General features: G+C 68.9%; 16 protein-coding genes. 7 read left to right on the plus strand and 9 right to left on the minus strand.

Features of this window, described 5'->3' with window-relative positions; genetic code table 11:
• The first annotated feature begins 69 nt into the window (after positions 1-69).
• Positions 70-1077, plus strand: coding sequence for a zinc-binding alcohol dehydrogenase family protein (locus AC5P7I_RS16820; protein ID WP_014648942.1), 1008 nt, complete (start codon positions 70-72; stop codon positions 1075-1077).
• 64 nt (positions 1078-1141) lie between these two features.
• Here AC5P7I_RS16820 and AC5P7I_RS16825 read toward each other — a convergent pair whose 3' ends face one another.
• Entirely contained in the window at positions 1142-1744 is a 603-nt protein-coding gene (locus tag AC5P7I_RS16825) for a glutathione S-transferase family protein (RefSeq protein WP_032958433.1), read from the minus strand.
• Positions 1745-1799: 55 nt separating this feature from the next.
• On the opposite strand from AC5P7I_RS16825, the gene AC5P7I_RS16830 reads away from it, so the two are divergent.
• The 3 genes from AC5P7I_RS16830 (at position 1800) to AC5P7I_RS16840 (ending at position 4491) form a co-directional block, all read left to right on the plus strand.
• Positions 1800-3368: a DNA recombination protein RmuC gene (locus tag AC5P7I_RS16830; RefSeq protein ID WP_046433378.1), complete on the plus strand. Its 1569-nt coding sequence runs from the start codon at positions 1800-1802 to the stop codon at positions 3366-3368.
• 61 nt (positions 3369-3429) lie between these two features.
• Positions 3430-3819 carry a hypothetical protein gene (locus tag AC5P7I_RS16835; protein WP_041863989.1) on the plus strand — a complete coding sequence of 130 codons (390 nt, stop codon included), beginning with the start codon at positions 3430-3432 and terminating at the stop codon, positions 3817-3819.
• A gap of 126 nt (positions 3820-3945) precedes the next feature.
• On the plus strand, positions 3946-4491 hold the full coding sequence (locus AC5P7I_RS16840) for a glutathione peroxidase (RefSeq protein WP_014648938.1): 546 nt from the start codon (positions 3946-3948) through the stop codon (positions 4489-4491).
• Between the two features lie 84 nt (positions 4492-4575).
• Here AC5P7I_RS16840 and AC5P7I_RS16845 read toward each other — a convergent pair whose 3' ends face one another.
• The 6 genes from AC5P7I_RS16845 to AC5P7I_RS16870 are packed head-to-tail and all read right to left on the minus strand — an operon-like array spanning position 4576 to position 8675.
• On the minus strand, positions 4576-5586 hold the full coding sequence (locus AC5P7I_RS16845) for an MlaA family lipoprotein (protein WP_100450830.1): 1011 nt from the start codon (positions 5584-5586) through the stop codon (positions 4576-4578).
• A gap of 1 nt (position 5587) precedes the next feature.
• Positions 5588-5899, minus strand: coding sequence for an STAS domain-containing protein (locus AC5P7I_RS16850; RefSeq protein WP_014648936.1), 312 nt, complete (start codon positions 5897-5899; stop codon positions 5588-5590).
• Complete coding sequence (locus AC5P7I_RS16855) at positions 5889-6557, minus strand: MlaC/ttg2D family ABC transporter substrate-binding protein (RefSeq protein WP_014648935.1); 669 nt, start codon at positions 6555-6557, stop codon at positions 5889-5891. Before AC5P7I_RS16855 ends, AC5P7I_RS16850 begins: the two co-directional genes overlap by 11 nt.
• Positions 6554-7078 carry an outer membrane lipid asymmetry maintenance protein MlaD gene (gene mlaD / locus AC5P7I_RS16860; protein ID WP_014039020.1) on the minus strand — a complete coding sequence of 175 codons (525 nt, stop codon included), beginning with the start codon at positions 7076-7078 and terminating at the stop codon, positions 6554-6556. The genes AC5P7I_RS16855 and mlaD overlap by 4 nt, the downstream gene beginning before the upstream one ends.
• A gap of 59 nt (positions 7079-7137) precedes the next feature.
• On the minus strand, positions 7138-7887 hold the full coding sequence (locus AC5P7I_RS16865; RefSeq protein ID WP_005414955.1) for an MlaE family lipid ABC transporter permease subunit: 750 nt from the start codon (positions 7885-7887) through the stop codon (positions 7138-7140).
• Positions 7887-8675 carry an ABC transporter ATP-binding protein gene (locus AC5P7I_RS16870; RefSeq protein WP_014648934.1) on the minus strand — a complete coding sequence of 263 codons (789 nt, stop codon included), beginning with the start codon at positions 8673-8675 and terminating at the stop codon, positions 7887-7889. The genes AC5P7I_RS16865 and AC5P7I_RS16870 overlap by 1 nt, the downstream gene beginning before the upstream one ends.
• A 189-nt stretch (positions 8676-8864) precedes the next feature.
• Between AC5P7I_RS16870 and recC the strand changes: the two genes are divergently transcribed.
• The 3 genes from recC to recD are packed head-to-tail and all read left to right on the plus strand — an operon-like array spanning position 8865 to position 17760.
• Positions 8865-12209, plus strand: a complete 3345-nt coding sequence (gene recC / locus AC5P7I_RS16875; RefSeq protein WP_262087899.1) for an exodeoxyribonuclease V subunit gamma — start codon at positions 8865-8867, stop codon at positions 12207-12209.
• The gene (gene recB, locus AC5P7I_RS16880; RefSeq protein ID WP_262087898.1) at positions 12206-15883 is read left to right on the plus strand and encodes an exodeoxyribonuclease V subunit beta; all 3678 of its coding nucleotides are present in this window, start codon (positions 12206-12208) and stop codon (positions 15881-15883) included. The genes recC and recB overlap by 4 nt, the downstream gene beginning before the upstream one ends.
• Positions 15880-17760 (plus strand): exodeoxyribonuclease V subunit alpha, encoded by a 1881-nt coding sequence (recD, locus tag AC5P7I_RS16885; RefSeq protein ID WP_164077274.1) that lies wholly within the window; start codon positions 15880-15882, stop codon positions 17758-17760. Before recB ends, recD begins: the two co-directional genes overlap by 4 nt.
• Positions 17761-17986: 226 nt before the next feature.
• On the opposite strand, the gene AC5P7I_RS16890 is transcribed toward recD, so the two are convergent.
• Positions 17987-18385 (minus strand): hypothetical protein, encoded by a 399-nt coding sequence (locus tag AC5P7I_RS16890; protein ID WP_049405551.1) that lies wholly within the window; start codon positions 18383-18385, stop codon positions 17987-17989.
• A gap of 94 nt (positions 18386-18479) precedes the next feature.
• Complete coding sequence (locus AC5P7I_RS16895) at positions 18480-20519, minus strand: FUSC family protein (RefSeq protein ID WP_262087897.1); 2040 nt, start codon at positions 20517-20519, stop codon at positions 18480-18482.

The following is a 20519-nucleotide window of genomic DNA, read 5'->3' on the forward strand; positions in this document are numbered from 1 at the left end:
GATTCTGCGCCTTTCCGAGGGAGCGCGCGCGGCGCAACCTGTCGCCTCCTTCCCCACTGGACCGCTGCCATGCGCGCCATTGCCTATACCCACGCCGGCCTGCCGATCGATGATGCCCGGGCCCTGATCGACATCGAACTGGAGCTGCCGCAGCCCGGCCCCCGCGACCTGCGCGTGGCGGTACGCGCGGTGGCGGTGAACCCGGTCGACACCAAGGTCCGCCGCGGCGTGGCCACCGATGGCCCGCGCGTACTGGGCTGGGACGCGGTCGGCATCGTCGACGCGGTGGGCAGCGAGGTGACCCTGTTCCAGCCCGGCGACGCGGTCTACTACGCCGGCGTCATCGACCGCCCGGGCAGCAATGCCGAGTACCAGCTGGTGGACGAGCGCAGCGTCGGGCGCAAGCCGGCCAGCCTCGATGATGCCGCCGCCGCGGCGCTGCCATTGACTGCAATCACCGCCTGGGAGCTGCTGTTCGACCGCCTGCGCATCCCCGAGGGTGGTGGCGAGGGCCAGACCCTGCTGGTGATCGGTGCTGCCGGTGGTGTCGGTTCGATCCTGGTGCAGCTGGCGCGGAAGCTGACCAGGCTGACCGTGATCGGCACCGCCTCGCGTCCGGATACCCAGGACTGGGCATACGCAATGGGCGCGCACCACGTGATCGACCACCGCCTGCCGCTGGCCGAGGGACTGGCGCGGCTCGGCATCAGCGAAGTGCAGCATGTGGCCAGCCTGACCCACTCCGACCAGTACTACGCGCAGATCGTGGAACTGCTGGCGCCGCAGGGCCAGCTGGGGCTGATCGATGATCCTGGCCAGGTGGACGTGATGGCGCTCAAGCGCAAGGCGTTGTCACTGCACTGGGAGTCGATGTTCACCCGGCCGCTGTACCGCACCGCCGACATGCAGCGCCAGCACGACCTGCTGAACCGCGTGGCCGAGCTGATCGACACGGGCGTGCTGCAGACCACGCTGGGCGAGCACTTCGGGCGCATCGACGCGGCCAACCTGCGGCGCGCCCACGCGCTGCTGGAGAGCCACCGCGCCAAGGGCAAGATCGTGCTGGAAGGCTGGTAAGGCCGGATCGTTCCCGCACCCTTGGGGTCAGATATCTTTCCCGGGAAAGGATCTGACCCCTGCCTCAGGCCACGCCGTTGTCGACGTGTTCGGCGAAACCGGGCTGCTGGCGCAGGCGCTCGAACCAAGCGCCCACGTGTGCCAGCGCCGGCTTGTGGCCCGGTGTGCTGCGCCAGCGCTGGGTCGACAGCCCGAGCACGATGTCGGCGAGGGTGAAGGTGTTGCCAGCGGCGTAGCCGCCAGCGGCCAACTGGGCATCAAGCACGCCCATCAAGCCGTTCCACTGGACCAGGCTGGCCTCGGCGCGGGCATCGTCCGGGTAGTCCGGATGCTGGCGCACGCGTGCCATGAACACGTGCCGCCAGGCACTGTTGAGGTCGCTGGCCTGCCAGTCCATCCATTGTTCGACCCGCGCACGATCCTGTGCCGCGCGGGGCAGCAGGTCATCACGGCCAGCGCGTACGGCCAGGTAGCGGCAGATGCTGTTGGATTCCCACAGCACGAAGCCGCCATCGCGCAGCACCGGCACCTGCCGGTTCGGGTTCAGTGTGGCCAGCAGGTCCGTCGGCGGCGCTGGCTCGTGGTGAAGTGGCAGGTCGAGGCCGGCGCACAGCCAGAGCACCTTGCGCACGTTGATGGAGGTGGGTTTTCCGTACAGAGCGAGCATGGGGGCTTCCGGGGCAGACCGACCCAGCCTAGCGCAGCGGGGCTAAACTGATCGCATGAATATCGAAGTCCTCTTGATCCTGGCAGTGGTCCTGCTGCTGGCGACCCTGGTCGCGCTGGTGCTGCTGTGGCGTCGCAGTGCTGGCGGTGCACCCTCCGACGAACTGCAGCGGCTGCTGGACAGCGAACGCGAACAGCATCGCCTCGCCCTGGTCGATGCCGGCCAGCTGCGCGGCCGCCTCGATGCGCTGAGCGCTGAACTGGAGAACGAACGGAGCCGCAGCCAACAGCACGCACAGGCCGTCACTACGCTGACCGCCCGGGTGGAGCGCGAAGCAGCGCTGTCGGCCAGTCGCGAAGCACAGCTGGCCGAACGTGAAGCGGCCCTGGCGCAGGCGCGCGCTGCCGTTGCGGAGACCAGCAGCGAGCTGCAGCAGGCGCAGCAGCGCTACCAGCAGTTGCACGGTGAACATGCCCGCGCGGTGGCCAATCTGCAGCACTCCGAACGGGCCAGTGCCGAACTGCGCAGCTATCTTGATACCGCCAAGGAAAAGCTGTCGGGCGCCTTCGCCGAACTGGCGGGCAAGGTGTTCGACGAACGCGGGCAGCAGTTCGAGAAGAACGTGCGGCAGGCGACAGTGCAGTCACGCGCGGACATCGAGGGGCTGCTCAAGCCGTTCGCCGACAAGCTGGGCGATTTCCGCACCCGCGTCGATACGCTGTATGGCGAGGAAGCGCGGCAACGCGCCAGCCTGCTGGGTGCGGTGGGCGAACTGAAGACGCTCAACCAGGACATGGCGGCGCAGGCATCGGCGCTGACGAATGCGCTGAAGGGCAATGCCAAGGTCCGCGGCGACTGGGGCGAGCTGATGCTCGACAACGTACTGCGCGGATCGGGGCTGGAAGAGGGCGTGCACTACCAGCGGCAGAAGCATGCCGTGGATGACGAAGGTGCGCGCCTGCGACCGGACGTGGTGGTGCAGTTCCCCGACGAACGCAGCGTGGTGATCGACAGCAAGGTGAACCTGATCGCCTGGCAGGAAGCCATGAATGCCACTACCCCGGAGCAGTCGGAAGACGCGTTGCGCAGGCACGCGGTTGCGCTGCGCCAGCACGTTAAGGACCTGGGCGAGAAGAATTATCCGAAGGCGTTGGGCAGCGAGACGCTGGACATCACCATCGCCTTCGTTCCCATCGAGGGTGCCTTGTCAGCCGCACTGGGCGCCGATGGCAGCCTGCAGGCGTTCGCCTTCGACAACCGCGTGGTGTTCGCCTCGCCCAACACCCTGATGGCGCTGCTGCGCGTGGCCGAGCGCCTGTGGACGCGCGACAAGGTGCAGAAGCAGGCGCTGAAGATCAGCGAGGCCGGCGGTCTGGTGCTGGACGCCCTGACCGGGTTCCTGCAGGACTTCACCGCCATGGGCAAGAAGCTGGACGATGCCGGCAAGGCCTACGCCGATGCGCGCAATCGCCTGATCGATTCGCCGCAGTCGGCCATCAGCCGCGCCCGTCGGCTTGCCGAACTGGGCAGCAAGGCCAAGCGCGCGCTGCCCCCGGAGCTGACCCCGGACCCGATGCAGCAGCTGGGCGCGCCGGAGGACGACGAGGACGGCAATGCGGGTTGACACGTCCCGTGCACCTGCGCCTGGCTATGCTGGGCACCCTGAGTCCGTGGCGGGTATCGACATGCGCTTGCGCTCCTGTGCCGTTCTTGTCCTGGCAGCGTTGCTGGCTGCATGCAGCAGCACGCCCCCGGTCGCCGACACGACTACGGCCGCTCCTGCGCCGGAAGCCAGCGAGGCCTACCGCGAAGCACGTGACGTCGACTGCCAGGCCGCTGGCGGCACGCTGCAGCGGCTCGGCCGCCTGCAGCGCGAGCAGTGCGTGATTCCCTATGCGGACGCCGGCAAGGCCTGCAGCCGCAAGAGCGACTGCACGGGCCAGTGCCTGGCCGGAGCCGAGGTGGCCGCCGGCAGTGCCGCCACCGGTACCTGCCAGCGTGATGTGCGCCAGAACTTCGGGTGCCGCCAGCGCATCGATGATGGCAAGGCGCAGGGCACGATCTGCGTGGACTGAATCCTGCCTGTAGAGCCGAGCCCACGCTCGGCTGCCATACCATCAGCCGAGCATGGGCTCGGCTCTACAACAGCGCGCGCGGCGCTATGCTGGTGGGCCATTCCCCGCCGTAGCCGGAGCCCCCGCGTGAGCACCCCGATCCAGGACATTCCCCTCACCACCATCGACGGCCAGCCGTCCTCGCTTGCCGACTACCAGGGCAAGGTGCTGCTGCTGGTCAACGTCGCCTCCAAGTGCGGCCTGACCCCGCAGTACGAAGGCCTGCAGGCGCTGTATGCGGAAAAGCACGCGCAGGGCCTGGAAGTGCTGGGCTTCCCCGCCAACAACTTCCTTGGCCAGGAGCCGGGCAGCGAGGCCGAGATCCAGCAGTTCTGCCAGCTCACCTACGATGTCAGTTTCCCAATGTTCTCCAAGATCAGCGTGGCTGGCGAGGACACCCACCCGCTGTACCAGCAGCTGACCGCCGCGCAGCCGCAGTCGATCGGCGAAGGCCCGCTGCGTGAGCGCCTGGCCAGCAAGGAGATCCCGATCCATCCGGCACCGGCGGTGCTGTGGAACTTCGAGAAGTTCCTGGTCGGCCGTGATGGCAAGGTCGTCGCACGCTTTGCCCCGGACGTGGCCGCCGATGACGCGCGCCTGCGCGAGGCTATCGAGGCCGCGCTGGCGGCCTGAGCACGGCGTGCCAACCAGGGTTGGCACCCACCGGAAAAGAAAAACCCCGCCGAAGCGGGGTTTTTCATGCACCGTCGCGCGGCCTCAGTGGGTCCACTGCGGCATCGGCATCGCATCGACCGGGATCGGCGAATTGGCATCGTCATGGCCGCGGTCGCGCTTGCTGCGCAGATCGTTCTCGATCTGGTAGTTGCGGCGCTGCATCCAGGCATCGCGGACCAGGGCGTATTCGTCCACTGCGGTGTCGCGCAGATCGTCGATCGCCAGCAGCTGTGCGCGGGTGTCGACCAGCTGCAGGCCCTGCAGGCCGATGCGGATCTTGTCTTCCTCGACGCGCCGGATCGGCGACAACGGGATGTCACCGGCCAGGCCGAACACGTCGCGTACGGTACGCGGGCCGAAGAACGGCAGTTCCACGTAGCGCGAACGACGCCAGCCCCAGGCACCCAGGGTCTGGCCGAAGTCTTCATTGCGACGCGGCACCATCGCCTTGCTGGCTGGATCGAACAGGCCACCGATGCCCAGCGTGCTGTTCATCAGGAAGCGGCCGAGGCTGTCCCACGCATCGGCACCACGGCCCTGCAGCAACTGGTTGGTGATGGTCACCGGCGCACGCAGGTTGCTGAAGAAGTTGCTGACGCCGGTGCGCGCGAAGCGCGGCACCACATGGGTATAGGCGGTGGCCAGCGGGCGCGCCACGCCGCGGTCGACCGCATTGTTGAAGGTGTGCACCTTGCGGTTGAACGGTTCCCACGGATCGTAGGCCGCCGCGTTGCCGGTGTTGCCGGTACCACCATAGAGGGCGTCGAAATCATCGTCGCCGGCGGCGGCGGTGGACGCTGCGGCCTTCGGTGGGCTGGCCTCTGCGCCCTGCGGCGCAGCCGTCGGCGCTGAAGCGGTGGGCGCGGCAGGGTTGGCCACGGAGGCGACCGGAGCAGCGTCGACCCCGCCGGTATCGGCCGTTGCGGCCGGAGCAGCAGGGCCGGGCGCAACCACGGTGCTGGCGACCGGTGCATCGCTGCGCGCGGGCTTGCCGGCACAGGCGGTCAGGGCGGTGGCCAGGAGGATCAGGGGGAAAGTGCGTACGACGTTCATGTCAGCTCGCAGCAGAAGTAGCGTTGAAATCCAGGTCGGGCGACAGCCGATAGGCTGCGCTCAGCTCGTTGAAGCCGGCGGGCGCGCCGGAAATGGCCAGCGCATGGCCCGCCTTGCGTGCACGAGCCGCCAGCTCGGCCAGCAGCGCCAGGCCGGCGCTGTCCACGCGCTCGACCTCACCCAGCTCCAGCCGCGCCAGCTTGGCCGGCAGGGCCTGCAGCTGCGGCCACAGTGCGATCACCGCGGCACGGTCAAGCACCCCGCGCAGGCGCAGGGTGTCGCCTTCCAGCAGCGCAAGTGCGTTACTTGCCATTGCCGGCGGGCCCGGCCTGCATGCTGCCGCTGTGCAGCTCGCTGGCCACCTGCTTGATGCCCTTCTGGCGCAGCGGGGTATCGAACTGGTTGCGGAAGGTCTGCACGTAGGAGATGCCTTCGATGTTGACGTCGAAGATCTTCCACTGGCCGTTCACGTTGCGCATCCAGTATTCGACCGGGGTCGGTTCGTTGCCGGCGCGCACCAGTTCGGTGCTCACGCGCACACCACGGTTGCCCGGCAGCGGGCTTTCACCCTTCAGGCGGAAGCTCGGCTTGCCCTGGATGTTGAGCAGGGTCGAACCGTAGCGCTGCATCAGGCTGTCGGCCATGGCATCGGCGAACAGCTTGATGTCGGCATCCGAGGCGCCGCGGGCGTGCGGGCCCAGCACCAGGCGCGCGGCATAGTCGCGATCGAAGGTGCGGTTCAGTTCGCTGTCGATGTAGCTGCGCAGGCTGGCCGGGTTGCTGCTGAACTCGCTGCGGCGCTGCTGCAGGGTGGTGAGGATGCGCGTGCTGGCATCGATCACCACCTTGCCGGCCTGGCCCTGCGCCGCGGCAGCGGCGGGGGCGGGAGCGGTGGCCTGGGCCTGGGCGAGGAATGGAGTAGCCGCCAGCAGCGCCGAGGCGAGCAGGGCCGGGATCAGTTTCATCTTCATGGTTGCGGTTCCGTTGCAGGCGCCTGCGCGCCATCGTTGGGCTTCTGGCCTGCGCCACCACCGGCGCCGCCACTGAACATGTACTTGCCGACCAGCTGGATCAGGTCCACCGCCGGCTGGGTGAAGACGATCTCGTCACCGGCCTTGAGCACGTCCGGGTCACCGCCCGGCTGCAGACCGATATAGCTCTCGCCGAGCAAACCACTGGTGAAGATGCCGGCCGAGGTGTCCGCCGGCAGGTCCTTGACCTTGCTGTCCATGCGCAGGGTCACGATGGATTCGAACTTCACCGGATCCAGGTCGATCGAGGCGACCTGGCCGACGGTGACGCCGCCGATCTTCACCGGCGCCTGCTTGCGCAGCTGGCCGACCTGGGAGAAACGCGCCTTCAGCTCGTAGCCCTGGCTGCCCCAGCTCCAGCGCTGGTTGGTCGAGGCCACGGCCAGCACCATCAGCGAGGCCAGGGCCAGCAGCAGGAAGGCGCCGACGGAGAATTCGAGTCTGGGACCGCGGATGGCCATGTGGATTACCTGATCGAGTCGTGGTGGCCGCGCGCGCCTGCGCACCGCCGGTGGAGGGGTTAGGTGAACAACATTGCCGACAGCACGAAGTTGAACATCAGTACCAGCAGCGAGGCGTTGACCACCGCACGGGTGGTCGCCACCGAGGTGCCCTCGATGGTCGGCTCGGCGTGGAAACCAACGTAGGCGGCGACCAGCGCGGCGGTGCCGCCGAAGATCGCCGACTTCAGCATCGCCACGCCGAAGTCATCCCAGAAATCGACGCTGTTGCGCAGCGCCGACCAGAACACGCCATTGTCCAGGCCCAGCACATGTACCGCTTCGAAGTAGCTGGCACTGATCGCCAGCGAACAGAAGATGCCGGTCAGCAGGGGCACGGTCAGCACCGCCGCCCAGAAGCGCGGCGCCACGGCCTTGGCCACCGGGTCGATCGCCATCAGCTCCAGTGCCTTGATCTGGTCGGTGGCGCGCATCAGGCCCAGTTCGGCGGCGATCGAGCTGCCGGCGCGGCCGATGAACAGCAGCGCGGTCAGCACCGGTGCCAGTTCGCGGTACAGCGACAGGCCGAGCAGGGTCGACAGCGCGTCGGCCGCACCGAAGGTGGTCAGCGTGCGGTAGCCCTGCAGCGTCAGCACCAGGCCGACGAAGGCGCCACCGACGGCGATGATCGGCAGCGAGCGCGCGCCGATCTTGTAGATCTCGCGGGTCAGTTCGGCCAGGAAATCACGGGTCGGCAGCGAACCACGCAGCACGGTCAGCGAGAACAGGCCGGCGCGGCCGAGCGAGCGGGTGGCTTGGACGAACGGCATCAGGCGACCCTCGCGCGCGGTGCGGCATCGAACGGGATGGGGCCGTCAGGCTGGCCGTGCAGGAACTGCCGCAGCAACGGGTCCTGGCTGGACTGCAGCGCCTCGGGCGTGCCCTGGAACACGATGCCGCCATTGGCGATGGCGATCACCTGGTCGCAGATCGGCAGGGTCTCGTGCACGTGGTGGCTGACGATGATGCTGGTCAGGCCCAGGCTGTGGTTGAGGCGCTGGATCAGGCTCATGATCACGCCAGAGGCGATCGGGTCCAGCCCGGTCAGTGGCTCGTCGTAGATCATCAGCGGCGGGTCCAGCGCCAGCGCACGGGCCAGCGCGACGCGGCGCGCCATGCCACCGGACAGCTCGCGCGGCCAGGCATCGGCAGCGGCCAGGAGGCCCACCGCATGCAGCTTCATTTCCACAAGGCGGCGCAGCACGGCGGTCGGCAGGCGGGTATGCGTGCGCAGCGGCAGCGCGACGTTTTCGGCCACAGTGAGGTCGGTCAGCAGGCCGTTGCCCTGCAGCAGTACCCCCACACTCTTGCGCATTTCCAGCAGCGCGCCGCTGTCCTGCGGAATCGGCTTGCCGAACAGGGTGACCTCGCCAGCCACCGGGCGCAGTTCGCCGGTCAGTGCCGCCAGCAGGGTCGACTTGCCGCTGCCGGACGGACCCAGCACGGCCGTGATGCTGCCTTTGGGCACCTGCAGCGACACGTCGCGCAGGATCGTGCGCCCGCTCCGGTCGATGCGGACGTTGGATAACTGCACCAGACTGGAGGTGGAAGCCGACATGGGCACCATTAACGTTTTTTAGACATCGAAGGATCGGGCCCGTCGGCTGAACATAAGCAGACTGGACGGTCCAGTATTGTGGCACGGCAAGATCCCTGCCAGGCCGGGATAATCGGCCGGCAGCCCGGAACAATCCGTACCGGCGATGGGCCGGCCATTGAATACTGCCTGCCGTGCTGCACACTGTGCATGATGAGTGACCCGGGCAGCGATTTCCGCCTCTACCATTCCAACTCCCTGGACGTGCTGGCCGCGCTGCTGGCGCGCAACGTGCGTGCGCCGGTTGCGGGTCAGCCGCTGCTGGCGCCGGAGGTGGTGCTGATTCCGCAGGTGGCGATGCGGCGTTGGCTGCAAGCAACACTCGCTGCCGAATATGGCGTGGCCGCCAATATTGAGTTCCTGACCCCGGGCGAGTTCGTTGCCCGTGCACTCAACGCCAATGTGCCCGGCGAACGCGACGACCTGGACGCGGCCGGCCTGCACTGGAAGGTGTACCAGGCACTGCGCGACCCGGCGTTGCTGGCGCAGCCACCGATGCGCGCGCTGCAGTCCTATCTTGCCGGTAGCGATGCATTGAAGCCGTGGGCGTTGGCCGGTGAACTGGCGTCGGTGTTCGAGAAGTACCAGGCCTGGCGCCGCGACTGGCTGCTGCGCTGGGAGGCCGGCGCCGACCCGGCCGACCCGCAGGCCATCCTCTGGCGCAGCATCGCCGCTGGCCACGACTACCGCGCGCGCCGCATCCAGGCTTACCTGGACCGCTTCGAGGGCGCCGGCCAGCCGTTGCCGCAGGGCCTGCCACCACGCATGTCCGCGTTCGCGACGCTCAACATCTCGCCCGATGTGCTGCGGGTGATGGCCACCCAGGCGCGGGTGGGCGAGCTGCACTTCTATATGCCCACGCCGGTGCAGTCGTACTGGGGTGACCTGCAGACGCTGGCCGAGCGCCTGCGCAGCGGCGCGCCCGATCCCTTCGGTGAAGCGGCCGGTGAGAACCGCCTGCTGGAAGCCTGGGGCGCGGCCGGGCGCGATTTCATGGCGGTGCTGGGCAGTTACGAGGTGGTGCACCCGGCCGGCGAGATTGCCGCGTATTCGGATCCGGAGGACGACACCCGGCCGACGCTGGCCGAAGGTGGACTGTCCGACAGCCTGCTGCATCGCCTGCAGCGCGATCTGTTCCACCGCCGTGCGCTGCCCTCGGGCGAGCTGCGCGACGGGCTGCGCAGCGACGATCCCAGCCTGCAGGTGCATGCCTGCCATACCCGCCTGCGCGAACTGCAGGTGCTGCACGACCAGCTGCGCAGCCTGCTGCAGGACCCGCGCTTCGACCCGCCGCTGCAGGCGCGGGAGATCGCCGTGCTTGCACCGGACATCGACCCCTATGTGCCGTATCTGGAAGCCGTGTTCGGCGGCCGTGGGGGCGAGGACGAGCACATTCCCTATGCGCTGGCCGACAGCAGTCCGCTCGCCGGCGAGCCACTGGCCGACGTGTTCGTGCACCTGCTGGGCCTGCCGGTCTCGCGTTTCGGCCTGAACGAAGTGCTGGACCTGCTGGCCAGCGCGCCGCTGGCCGAAGCGGCCGGGCTGGAGGCGGTGGACTTTGATCGCCTGCATGGCTGGCTGCAGCAGGCTGGCGCGCGCTGGGGCCTGGATGCGAAGCACCGCAACCAGCACCAGGCCCCGGCCGACGACGCCTACACCTGGCAGTTCGCGCTGGATCGCCTGGTGCTCGGTCATGCCACCGGCAGCGAGGCCGACCTGGCCGGTGTTGCCCCGTGGATCGAGCTGGAGGGCGGCGCATTGGACGCCCTGGACCGGCTGCTGCGCCTGTTGCGCGTGTTGGCGGTCTACCAGCGCCGCCTCGGCGAACTGCTGACGCCGGCGCAGTGGCGGCAACGCCTGCTGTCGCTGCTGGACGCGCTGCTGCCGACTGCGCCCAGTTCGCCCAACAGCCAGCGTGCCCTGGAGCGCCTGCGCAAGCTGCTCAACCAGTTCGCCGATGATGCCGCCAAGGCCGGCTTCACGGACGGGGTGCCGCCGGAGGTCGTGCGCGCGCACTTCGCCGGAGCACTGGGCGAGGCCGATACGCGCGCGCCGCTGCTGACCGGTGGCATCAGCTTTGGTCGCATGGTGCCGATGCGCCTGCTGCCGTTCCGGGTGATCTGCGTGCTCGGTCTCAATGATGGCGATTTCCCGCGCCGTGACCCGGCTGCCGGTCTCAACCAGCTCACTGCCGAGCTGGACACGCCGCGCCGCCGGCCCGGCGACCGCTCCACCCGCGAAGACGACCGCTTCCTGTTCCTGCAGCTGTTCGCCGCCGCGCAGGAGGTGTTCTACCTGAGCTACCTCGGTGCCGATCCGCGCGATGGCAGCGCGCGTGAGCCGTCGGTGCTGGTCAGTGAACTGATCGATGCCGCCGCTGCGTATCACCTCGATCCGCCTGCGGCGGTCCGCGACTTCACCGTGCGCCACGCACTGCAGCCGTTCTCTCCGGCGGCGTTCGGTGACGGTGATCCACGCCGCTTCAGCTATCGCCGCCAATGGCATCCGGCCGCCGGTCGCCTCACCGGCGCGCGCGGAGGCCTGCAGCCGTGGTTCGATGCCGCGTTGCCGCCGCTCGACGATGCGGTGGAAGACGACGTTGCACTCGATACCCTGCGCCGCTTCCTGTGCGATCCGGCCGGGCAGTTCCTGGCGCAGTCGCTGGGCCTGCGCCTGGCCGACGATGTCGAGGAGGTCGATGACCTGGAACCGCTGGTGCTGTCCTCGCGCGGGCCGGAAAAGCGCAGCGTGCAGGCGGCGGTGGTACGCGCCACGCTCAGTGGCGATACCGAGCCGTTGTATCCGCGGCTGCGCGCGCGTGGCCTGCTGCCGTCGGGCCCCCTGGGCAAGCGCCAGTTCGAGGTGGAGCAGTTGAAGACCCGCCCGTATGCCAGTGCATTGCTGGGCTGGATGCGGGGCGAGCCGCTGGAAAGCCGCCGCTATGAAGTGGAGATCGATGGCGTGCGCCTGCATGGCCGTGTGGCCGATCGACACCCCGACGGGCTGGTGCGCCTGCGCGCTGGCACCCTCAATGGCACTGCGGTGATCCGCCAGGGCCTGGATTGGCTGCTGGCCAACGCTGCCGGCGATGCCCTGCCGCTGGTGCAGTTCCATGATGGCGGCGACGCCGGTCCCGGCCCGCATGTACTACCGGCACTGAGCGCTCCTGCTGCACGCGCGGCATTGCGCGCATTGCTGCAGTTGCGCCAACGCGGACTGCGCGAACCGCTGCGCTTTGCCCCCTACACCGGCTGGGTGCTGTACAACGCGCCGGCCGAAAAGCAGCGCAGCGAAGGCTGGAAGCAGTGGCACGGCAGCGACCGCAGTTGGGGTGAATCCAGCAGCGACGCCTGGCAGCTGCTGCTGCGCGGTGCCGATCCATTTGCCACCGACGCCGGCTATGCCGATCTGCTGCGCAACAGCCAGGTGGTCTTCAGCGCGGTGCGCGAAGGCCGCACCCTTGGCGCCGATGCACGCCAGGAGGGCAGCACATGAGCACCGCCATCGTCGATGAGGACTCCCAGCGCATGGCGGGCGATCCCTATCTGGCCCTGCCGCTGGATGGTATCCGCCTGATCGAGGCCAGCGCCGGTACCGGCAAGACCTTCACCCTGGCCACGCTGTTCACCCGCCTGGTGGTGGAGCAGGGCCTGCGCATCGGCCAGATCCTGGTGGTGACCTTCACCGATGCCGCCACCCAGGAACTGCGCAAGCGCATCCGCGAGCGCCTGTCGCTGGCCGCGCGCCTGGTCGATCTGGAACCGGCCGAGGGCGAAGCACCGGACACGAGGCTGACCCGCCAGGTGCTGCAGCGCCATCTGCAGGGGGGCACCGAGAGCGCCACCGCACTGAAGCGCCGCCTGCAGGTGGCCGCCGATGAGATCGACCTGGCGTCGATCTTCACCATCCACGGCTTCTGCACCCGCGTGCTGCGCGAGCATGCGCTGGAGAGCGGCCATACCTTCGATCCGCCGGAACTACTGGCCAGCGACCGTGAGCTGTTGGAGGAACTGGCGGCCGATCTGTGGCGGGTGCATGCCAACGACGCGGCCACGCTGGAGCCGCTGACCTGGCTGTGGTCCAACCCGGACGCGCTGGCCACCGATCTGCGCGCGTTGCTGGCTGCGCCGCCTCTGCACCCGTTGCCGCGGCCGGTGGCGCTGGCCGATCCACAGCCGGCTTTGCAGGCCGCCGCCACCGAACTGCAGCAGGCGCTGCGCGGGCATGGCGAGCAGTTCTTCATCGACCTCTGCGATGCCGTCGACAACAAGTGGATCAACGGGGTGTCCTACAAGCTGGGTTGGCTGCACTCGCTGGGCCGGCAGCTGCTGGCCTGGGCCGAGCGCGGCGACCCGCGCGAGCTGCTGGCCAGCGAGCGCCTGCCGGCACTGCTGCCGGAGGTGCTAACCGACAAGACCAACAAGAAGTTCCCCGACCGCACGCCGTCGTCGCCAGTGCAGGTGCCATTGGCGCGCTATGTCGCGCTGCTGGCCGAACGCGATGCCTGGCTGCGTGGTACTGCGCTGAATTTCCTGCACGCGCTTCGCGCCGAAGCCATGCAGCGCCTGCAGGCGCTGAAGCGCACGCGCCGGGTGCAGACCTATGACGATCTGATCGATGGCGTGGCACTGGCCCTGGAAGGCCCGCAGCGGCTGCCGCTGGTAAGGCAGCTGCGCACGCAGTACCGCATCGCGCTGGTCGATGAGTTCCAGGACACCGATGATCGCCAGTGGAACATCTTCCACACCGTGTTCGGCGATTCGCCGGAGGTGCGCGAACTCGGCCTGGCACCGGCGCTGTTCCTGATCGGCGATCCCAAGCAGGCGATCTACGGGTTCCGCGGCGGCGACATCCACACCTACCTGAAGGCCAAGCAGGTGGCGCAGCAGGCGCCGGTGCTTGACCAGAACTTCCGCTCGCGACCGTCAGTGCTGCGCGCGTTGCAGGCGCTGTACGACAACGGGGGTGAGGACGCCTTCCTCGAGCGTGACATCCAGTTCGAGCCGGTGCGTCCCGGTGGCGTGCGCACCGATGAGGACTATCTGCACGACGGCCACGCCGTCAAGGCACTCACCCTGCGCGTGCTGCGCAGCGGGGGTGACAAGGCGATGAGTGCCGATGCCTCGCGTGAGGCAGCGACCCAGGCCTGCGTGGCTGCGATCCACCAGGCCCTGGTCGAGGCACGTGCGGGCAAAGCGGTGTTGCGTGGGCGCCCGGTGCAGCCTGGTGATATCGCGGTGCTGGTGCGCTCGCATCGCGAGGCGACGCTGGTGCAGCGCGCGCTGGCTGCGGTGGGCATACCCGCAGTGGCGGCGGGCAAGCAGAGCCTGTTCGCCACCAGTGAGGCACGTGATCTGCGCGCGCTGCTGCTGGCGCTGCTGCAACCGGCAGACGAAGGCCGCCTGCGTGCAGCGCTGGCCACGGTGTTGCTGGGCCAGCGGGCCAGTGCGATCGCGGCGATGGAGCGCGAGGGCGACCTGCAGCGCGGGTTCCAGGCGCAGCTGCTGCACTGGCGCGAGCGCTGGCAGCGCGGTGGTCCGTTCGCGGTGATCGCCGATGTCTGTGCCGCGCACGGCGAACGCCTGCTGGCGCTGATCGACGGCGAGCGCCGCCTGACCAACTACCTGCAGCTGGGCGAACTGCTGCAGGAAGCCTCGGCGCAGGCGCTGGGCATGCATGGCCTGCTGGACTGGCTGCAGGGGCAGATGGCCAGCGCCGACCAGGATGACGAGCAGCAGTTGCTGCGCCTGGAATCGGATGCACGCCGCGTGCAGATCATCACCCTGCACAAGAGCAAGGGCCTGGAGTATCCGCTGGTGTTCCTGCCCTTCGTCGGCATCGACGGCGGCGCACCGAACACCGCCTCGCACTGCACCGTGCACGTCGATGGCCAGCGCCAGCTGCACTGGAAGCTGGACAGGGACGAGGCCTGGGAAGCGGCCAGCACACAGCGCGAGCGTGAGCAGCGGGCCGAGGATGCGCGCCTGCTGTATGTGGGACTGACCCGCGCCGAGCATGCGCTGTGGATCGCCGTGGGTGATCTGGCCGGGCTTGGCAAGACGCGCCTGGCGCCGCTGCTGGGCGACCTGCAGGCGCTGCGCGCGCACGCCGACGTGCACATCGATGACAGTGAGACAGTGGCCGCGCTGCCGCAGCTGGCGGCCGAAGTGGAAGGGGATCTTCCGGCAGTGCGTGCACTGACCCGGCGCGTGCCGCACGACTGGTGGGTATACAGCTTCACCCAGCTGGCGCATGCCGACGCGGGCGCTGGCAGTGATATTGAAGCCGCTGCCACCGAGCTGCCGGCGCCCGCCGCCGACGAACCCGCAGGCCCGGAACTGCCGCTGGAGCCCGCGCTGCCGGAACCCGCCGCCGTCGAAGACAGCCCGCCGGTCGACCCGCGCTTCATGGGCAGCCGCTTCGGCAACGTGCTGCACGAGGCGATGGAGAACGTCGACTTCGCTGCGTGGGGGGGCTGGCAGCCGGGCCTGGAAGCGCCCGAGGGCCAGGCCGAGGTGCTGCGCAAGGCGCTGCACGATGAAGGCTATGCCGACGTCGACCTGGACGATGGCGTGGCGGTGCTGGTGCCGTTGGTCGGCCACACGCTCACCGTGCCACTGCCCGAGGGCGGTGCGCTGCACAGCCTGGGCGAAGGCGAGCGGCGCGCGGAAATCGACTTCCATTTCGCCATCGAACCGACCACGGTACCGGCGCTGTTGCAGCTGCTGCATGCACATGGGGTTTCCAGTGCGCGTCGCGGCTTCGGCCAGCGCCGCCGCCTGGAAGGGCTGATGACCGGCATGATCGACCTGACCTACGTGCGCGACGGGCGCTGGTACGTGCTCGACTACAAATCCAACCGGCTGCCCGGCTACAGTCCGGACCTGCTGGCCATTGCCATGCGCCACAGCGAGTACGACCTGCAGGCGCTGATCTATACCGTGGCCCTGCATCGCTGGCTGCGCTTCCGTCTGGGCGCGGCCTACGATTACGAGCGCGACATGGGGGGCATCCGCTACCTGTTCTGCCGCGGCCTGGATGCAGCCGGCAACGGCGTGCATGTGGACCGCTTCCCGTTCGCGCTGGTGGATGCACTCGACGCGCTGTTCGCAGGTGGCGAGCAGGCCCAGGCCGAACTGGCCGCACGTGCCCGTGGGGCCAGCGCATGAGCCTGCTGAAGGAACTGCACCAGAAGGGCCTGCTGCGCACCCTCGATCACGCGTTGGCGACCAGCCTGCAGCGGTTGCGCGACGACACGCCGGACAGTGTGGCGCTGGCGGCCGCGCTCGCCTCGCTGGCGGTGTCGCAGGGCCACGCCGGGTTTGATCCGGCACAGCCGCAGCGGTTGCTGGACGGCGTGCCCGAGTGGCCTGCCGCGCAGGACTGGCTGGCGCAGCTGCGCGCATCGCCCTGGGTAGCGACGCCGGAGCAGGCCGATGCCATCGCCGAGGATGCGCCGCTGGTGCTGGAGAACGGCCTGCTCTACCTGCGCCGCTATCGCGAGTACGAGCGGCAGTTGGCGGCCGGGCTGCAGCGCATCGGCCGGCATCCGCTGCCGGCACCGGACATGGCCGCGCTGGCACCGTTGTTCGCGCAGCTGTTCCCGCAGGCACTGGGCAGCGAGGATCACCAGGCACGCGCCGCCGGCGTGACCCTGCGCCATCCGCTGGCGCTGGTCACCGGCGGTCCCGGCACCGGCAAGACCACCACCATCGCGCGGCTGTTGCTGCTGCTGGCCGCACAGGCCCGGCACGCTGGCCAGCCGCTGCCCGAGGTGGCGCTGGCCGCGCCCACCGGGCGCGCCGCCGAACGCATGGCCGAGAGCCTGCGGCTGGCCGTGCAGCGCCTGCAGGAGCACGGCGTGGACCCGGCGCTGTGCGCGGCACTGCCCAGTTCCGGCACCACCCTGCATCGCCTGCTCGGCGTGATCCCGGATTCGCCGCGCTTCCGCCACCACGCCGACAATCCGCTGCCGGTGGACGTGGTGGTGGTCGACGAAGCCTCGATGATCGATCTGCCGATGATGGCCAAGCTGGTCGATGCGATCGCCAGCGGCACGCGGCTGATCCTGCTCGGCGATCCCGACCAGCTGCCGTCGGTGGAGGCCGGCGACGTACTCAGTGCGATCCTGCGTGCCAGCGGTGATGGCATCGGCACCCGCGCCGATGACGCGCAGGCGCTGCGTGGATTGCTGGCGCCGTCCACGCTGCAGCCCCAGGCCGAACCGAACACCTTCGCCGGCCGCCGCGTGCAGCTGCAACGAGGGTACCGGCAGAGCGATGCACTGGTGCTGGCCCCGTTGGCAGATGCCGTGCGCGAGGGTGACGCCGTCGCCGCTTTGCAGCTGCTGCGCGGCGGTGAACTGGCAGGCGTGCATTTCCATGAAGGCGAGGCAGACCCGCTGCGCGGCCAGCGCGAGCACCTGCTGGGCCACTGGCGTACACTGGCCGACGCGGCCGATCCAGCGCTCGCCCTGCAGCAGGCCGGGCGCCTGCGCGTGCTGACCGCGCTGCGCGAAGGCCCGCAGGGCGCGCGTGGCCTCAACAGCCGTATCGAGCAGCTCCTGGCGGGCAACACCCCGGGCTACTTCCAGGGCCGCCTGCTGCTGGTGACCGAGAACAGCTACCGGCACCGCCTGTTCAACGGCGATATCGGCATCTGCCTGCGCGACAGCAGCGGCGCGATGGTGGCCTGGTTCCCCGGCGACACCGTCGAGCAGCCGCGCGCCTTCCACCCGGCGGCACTGCCCGCGCACGAAAGCGCCTTTGCGATGACCGTGCACAAGGCACAGGGCTCGGAGTTCGATGAAGTGTGGTTGCAGCTGCCACGCCAGGACAGCCGTGTGCTGTCGCGCGAACTGGTCTACACCGGCCTGACCCGCGCCCGCCAGGTGCTGCATGTGGCGGGCAGCGCAGAGGTGCTGCAGGCCGCATTGAAACGCCACGCCAGCCGGTTGGGTGGCCTGGCCTGGCGGCTGGGTGCGGAAGCGGTGGCCGAAGCACCGGCGCGCCTCGAACAGCCCACGGTGCAGGGCCAGTTGTTCTGAATCGGGGTCGGATCCCGTTCCCACCGGGAACGGGCTCTGACCCCTTCACCTGATCGCCAGGCAAAAGCAGTCGAGCATGGCTCGACTCTACAAAAGCGTACTTCGATCATTCCGACGTTCATCCACGCATGGCGTGGACCCACCCCGCCAACCCACGGATAGCACGCATTTGACGTTGCTGTTGACGTTGTTTCGGCAGGTGCAGGGCGCAGCCCTGCCGCCACACCTATTCCGCGATCAACACCAGCCCATCCGGGAACACGATCGCCGCTTCATCGGCACTCACGTCGAAAAAGCCCACGCCGTGCTTTTCGGCCAGGTCCTGCACGCGTCCATGCGCACGCTCGGCCACCGAATAGGCAAACGCACCGTAGATCACCTGCTGGCCGATGCTGTACTCGGTCACCTCGGCGCGGTCGTCATCGTCGTTGCTCAATGGGCCGTTCAACGGCGGGAAGTCCTGCGCCATCTCCGCGAACCACGCCTGCAGCGCCGCGCTGCTGACTGCCGGGTCGTCGTACTCGTGGCGCTCGTTCCACTGCGTCTGCTTTTCGAACCAGGCGATGAAGGCTGCCGCCTCGCGTGGCGCGGCGCTGGCCTCGAACACCATCATGTCGTAACTCATTGGAGCTTCCTGGGCAGAGCAGGGGTCAGAGCCTTCGTCCGCGGCGAAGGATCCGACCCCGGCAACGAGGTCTGTGGCTGCACAGGGTATCGCGCTACGGCTGTTCGGCTGCACTCATGGCCAGGCCCGGCGCCAGCGCCTTCGCCTCCGGGAACAGCGCGAAGCGCAGGCCGATCAGGCCCATCAGCGCCTCGTCGCGTGCCTTGCAGGCGGCTACGCTGCCGACCCGTCCCAGCGAGGTATCCAGCCGCTCGCGCAATGCGTCGGCCGCCACCATCGGCTTGCGTGCGGCAATCTGCCGCCGGTAGTGCGCGGCGATCTCCTCAAGAATGTGCTCGACCGCTTCGCGGCTGCGCTCGGGCAGTTCCAGCCGCGCGCGGCGCAGCTGCAGGATGTTCAGGCCGATGCGCGCTTCGTTGAGCATATCCACCGAGGCGATGTCGCTGCCCTCCGGGGTTGCCGCCAGGCGCGGCGCGAGCAGGCCCAGCAGGTCGAGCATGCGTGCGGCGAAGCGCTGGCGGTCCTGCTGGCCGCGCCCTTCGGCGGCCTCGGCCAGCGTAGTCCAGCCCTGCCGCACCAGCCGGCGCGCGGTCCACTCGGCACCCACCGAACGGAACAGGCGGGTCATCACCACCGCAAAGCCAATGCCGATGAACATCGCGATCGACGAGTTGAGGAAGGTCTGGATGTTGGCGTTGTAGGTGTTCTGCAGGCTCAGCAACGCGGCCAGGTTCACCGTCAGCGGCAGTGCGAACAGCGCGCTCTTGGGGTGGTGCAGCATCAGCCCCAGCGGCAGGAACGCCACCGCCAGCACCAGCGCCAGCAGGCCGAAGTCGTGCACGGCCGGGAACACGCCGAACAGGTACACGCCGGCCACCACCGAGGCGACCATGGCCCACACCAGGAACGACACCATGCTCGGTGCCGGGTCGTCCTGCGCGGCGAAGAACGCCGCGGTCACCGCGGCCATCATCGCGCCGTTGCCACCGCCCTCCCAACCCAGCGCGATCCACAGCACGCAGTAGCTCATCAGTGCCACGCCGGCACTGAGCGCGGAGAACAGCGCCATGCCGTAGTCGACGTGCTTGTCAGCGGCTACGCGTTCGGTACGGATGCGGTAATGCGCGCGGTCCAGCGGCGCGGTGCCGTGGTCGATGGCGTGCTGCAGGGTGCGGCAGTCCTGCCACAGGTCCACCAGTTCCTCCAGGCGCAGCAGCAGGCTGGCCAGCTGCAGATGCTGCAGGTCGCGGTCCACCTGCGGCTTCAGCGCGCTGATGCGCGCGCGCAGGCGGGCGTATTCACTGGCGTTGGTCGGGCCATCCAGCCAATCGTGGATGTCATCGACCAGCGCCGGCAGCCCTTCGGGCAGGGCTTGGCCGTCGCTGCGCAGCGCACTCAGGCGATCGGCAATCGAGGACAGCACTGGCAACAGCAGCAGCATGCGCTCACGCAGGCGCTCCATCGACACCGCAGACCCGGCATGGCGCGGATCATCGCGGCGCAGGAATTCGATCAGTGCCTCGAACTGCACCAGGTCGGCGGCCAGCCGGTTGCGCGGCGCGTGCGCGCGTCCACGTTCAAGGATCTGCCGGCACCACTGCGCGGCGTCCTCCATCCAGTTGCCGATGCGCGCGCGCAGCATCGGGCGTACCGAGGCCGGGAACAGCAGCGAAGCGGCCAGCACCGCCACGACCGTGCCGAGGATGATCTCCTCGCTGCGTGCCACCACCGTGTCGAAGATGGTCTCCGGCGAAGTCACCGCAGGGAAACCGATGAAGGCGGTGGTGTAGCCGGCCAGCAGGAACGCGTAACCGCGCGGGCCGCGGTTGAGCAGGGCCATGAACAGGCAGCCGGCCAGCCAGATCGACATCGCCGCGCTCAGCACCAGCGGCGTTTCCACCAGCGCCGGCAGCACCAGCAGGGTGGCCAGGCCGGCCACCAGGGTGCCGACGATGCGATACACGCCCTTGGCGCGGGTTGGGCCCAGCAGCGGCTGGCTGACGATGTACACCGTGCCCATCGCCCAGTACGGGCGCGACAGGTTGCCGGCCATGGCGATGTACAGCGCGGCCACTGCGGCCAGGTAGGTCTTGATCGAGAACAGCCAGGCCTGGCGGTCGGTCAGCGCGTTCAT

This window comes from Stenotrophomonas sp. YJH_SMC_138 (assembly GCF_059369855.1).

Bases quoted from the DNA above. Each gene is read 5' to 3' on its own strand.
- AC5P7I_RS16835 (WP_041863989.1), top strand. From the start codon at position 3,430: ATGCGCTTGCGCTCCTGTGCCGTTCTTGTCCTGGCAGCGTTGCTGGCT.
- AC5P7I_RS16865 (WP_005414955.1), bottom strand. From the start codon at position 7,887: ATGCCGTTCGTCCAAGCCACCCGCTCGCTCGGCCGCGCCGGCCTGTTC.
- recD (WP_164077274.1), top strand. From the start codon at position 15,880: ATGAGCCTGCTGAAGGAACTGCACCAGAAGGGCCTGCTGCGCACCCTC.
- AC5P7I_RS16820 (WP_014648942.1), top strand. From the start codon at position 70: ATGCGCGCCATTGCCTATACCCACGCCGGCCTGCCGATCGATGATGCC.
- AC5P7I_RS16825 (WP_032958433.1), bottom strand. From the start codon at position 1,744: ATGCTCGCTCTGTACGGAAAACCCACCTCCATCAACGTGCGCAAGGTG.
- AC5P7I_RS16855 (WP_014648935.1), bottom strand. From the start codon at position 6,557: ATGAAGATGAAACTGATCCCGGCCCTGCTCGCCTCGGCGCTGCTGGCG.
- mlaD (WP_014039020.1), bottom strand. From the start codon at position 7,078: ATGGCCATCCGCGGTCCCAGACTCGAATTCTCCGTCGGCGCCTTCCTG.
- AC5P7I_RS16890 (WP_049405551.1), bottom strand. From the start codon at position 18,385: ATGAGTTACGACATGATGGTGTTCGAGGCCAGCGCCGCGCCACGCGAG.
- AC5P7I_RS16830 (WP_046433378.1), top strand. From the start codon at position 1,800: ATGAATATCGAAGTCCTCTTGATCCTGGCAGTGGTCCTGCTGCTGGCG.
- AC5P7I_RS16895 (WP_262087897.1), bottom strand. From the start codon at position 20,519: ATGAACGCGCTGACCGACCGCCAGGCCTGGCTGTTCTCGATCAAGACC.
- recB (WP_262087898.1), top strand. From the start codon at position 12,206: ATGAGCACCGCCATCGTCGATGAGGACTCCCAGCGCATGGCGGGCGAT.
- recC (WP_262087899.1), top strand. From the start codon at position 8,865: ATGATGAGTGACCCGGGCAGCGATTTCCGCCTCTACCATTCCAACTCC.
- AC5P7I_RS16845 (WP_100450830.1), bottom strand. From the start codon at position 5,586: ATGAACGTCGTACGCACTTTCCCCCTGATCCTCCTGGCCACCGCCCTG.
- AC5P7I_RS16850 (WP_014648936.1), bottom strand. From the start codon at position 5,899: ATGGCAAGTAACGCACTTGCGCTGCTGGAAGGCGACACCCTGCGCCTG.
- AC5P7I_RS16870 (WP_014648934.1), bottom strand. From the start codon at position 8,675: ATGTCGGCTTCCACCTCCAGTCTGGTGCAGTTATCCAACGTCCGCATC.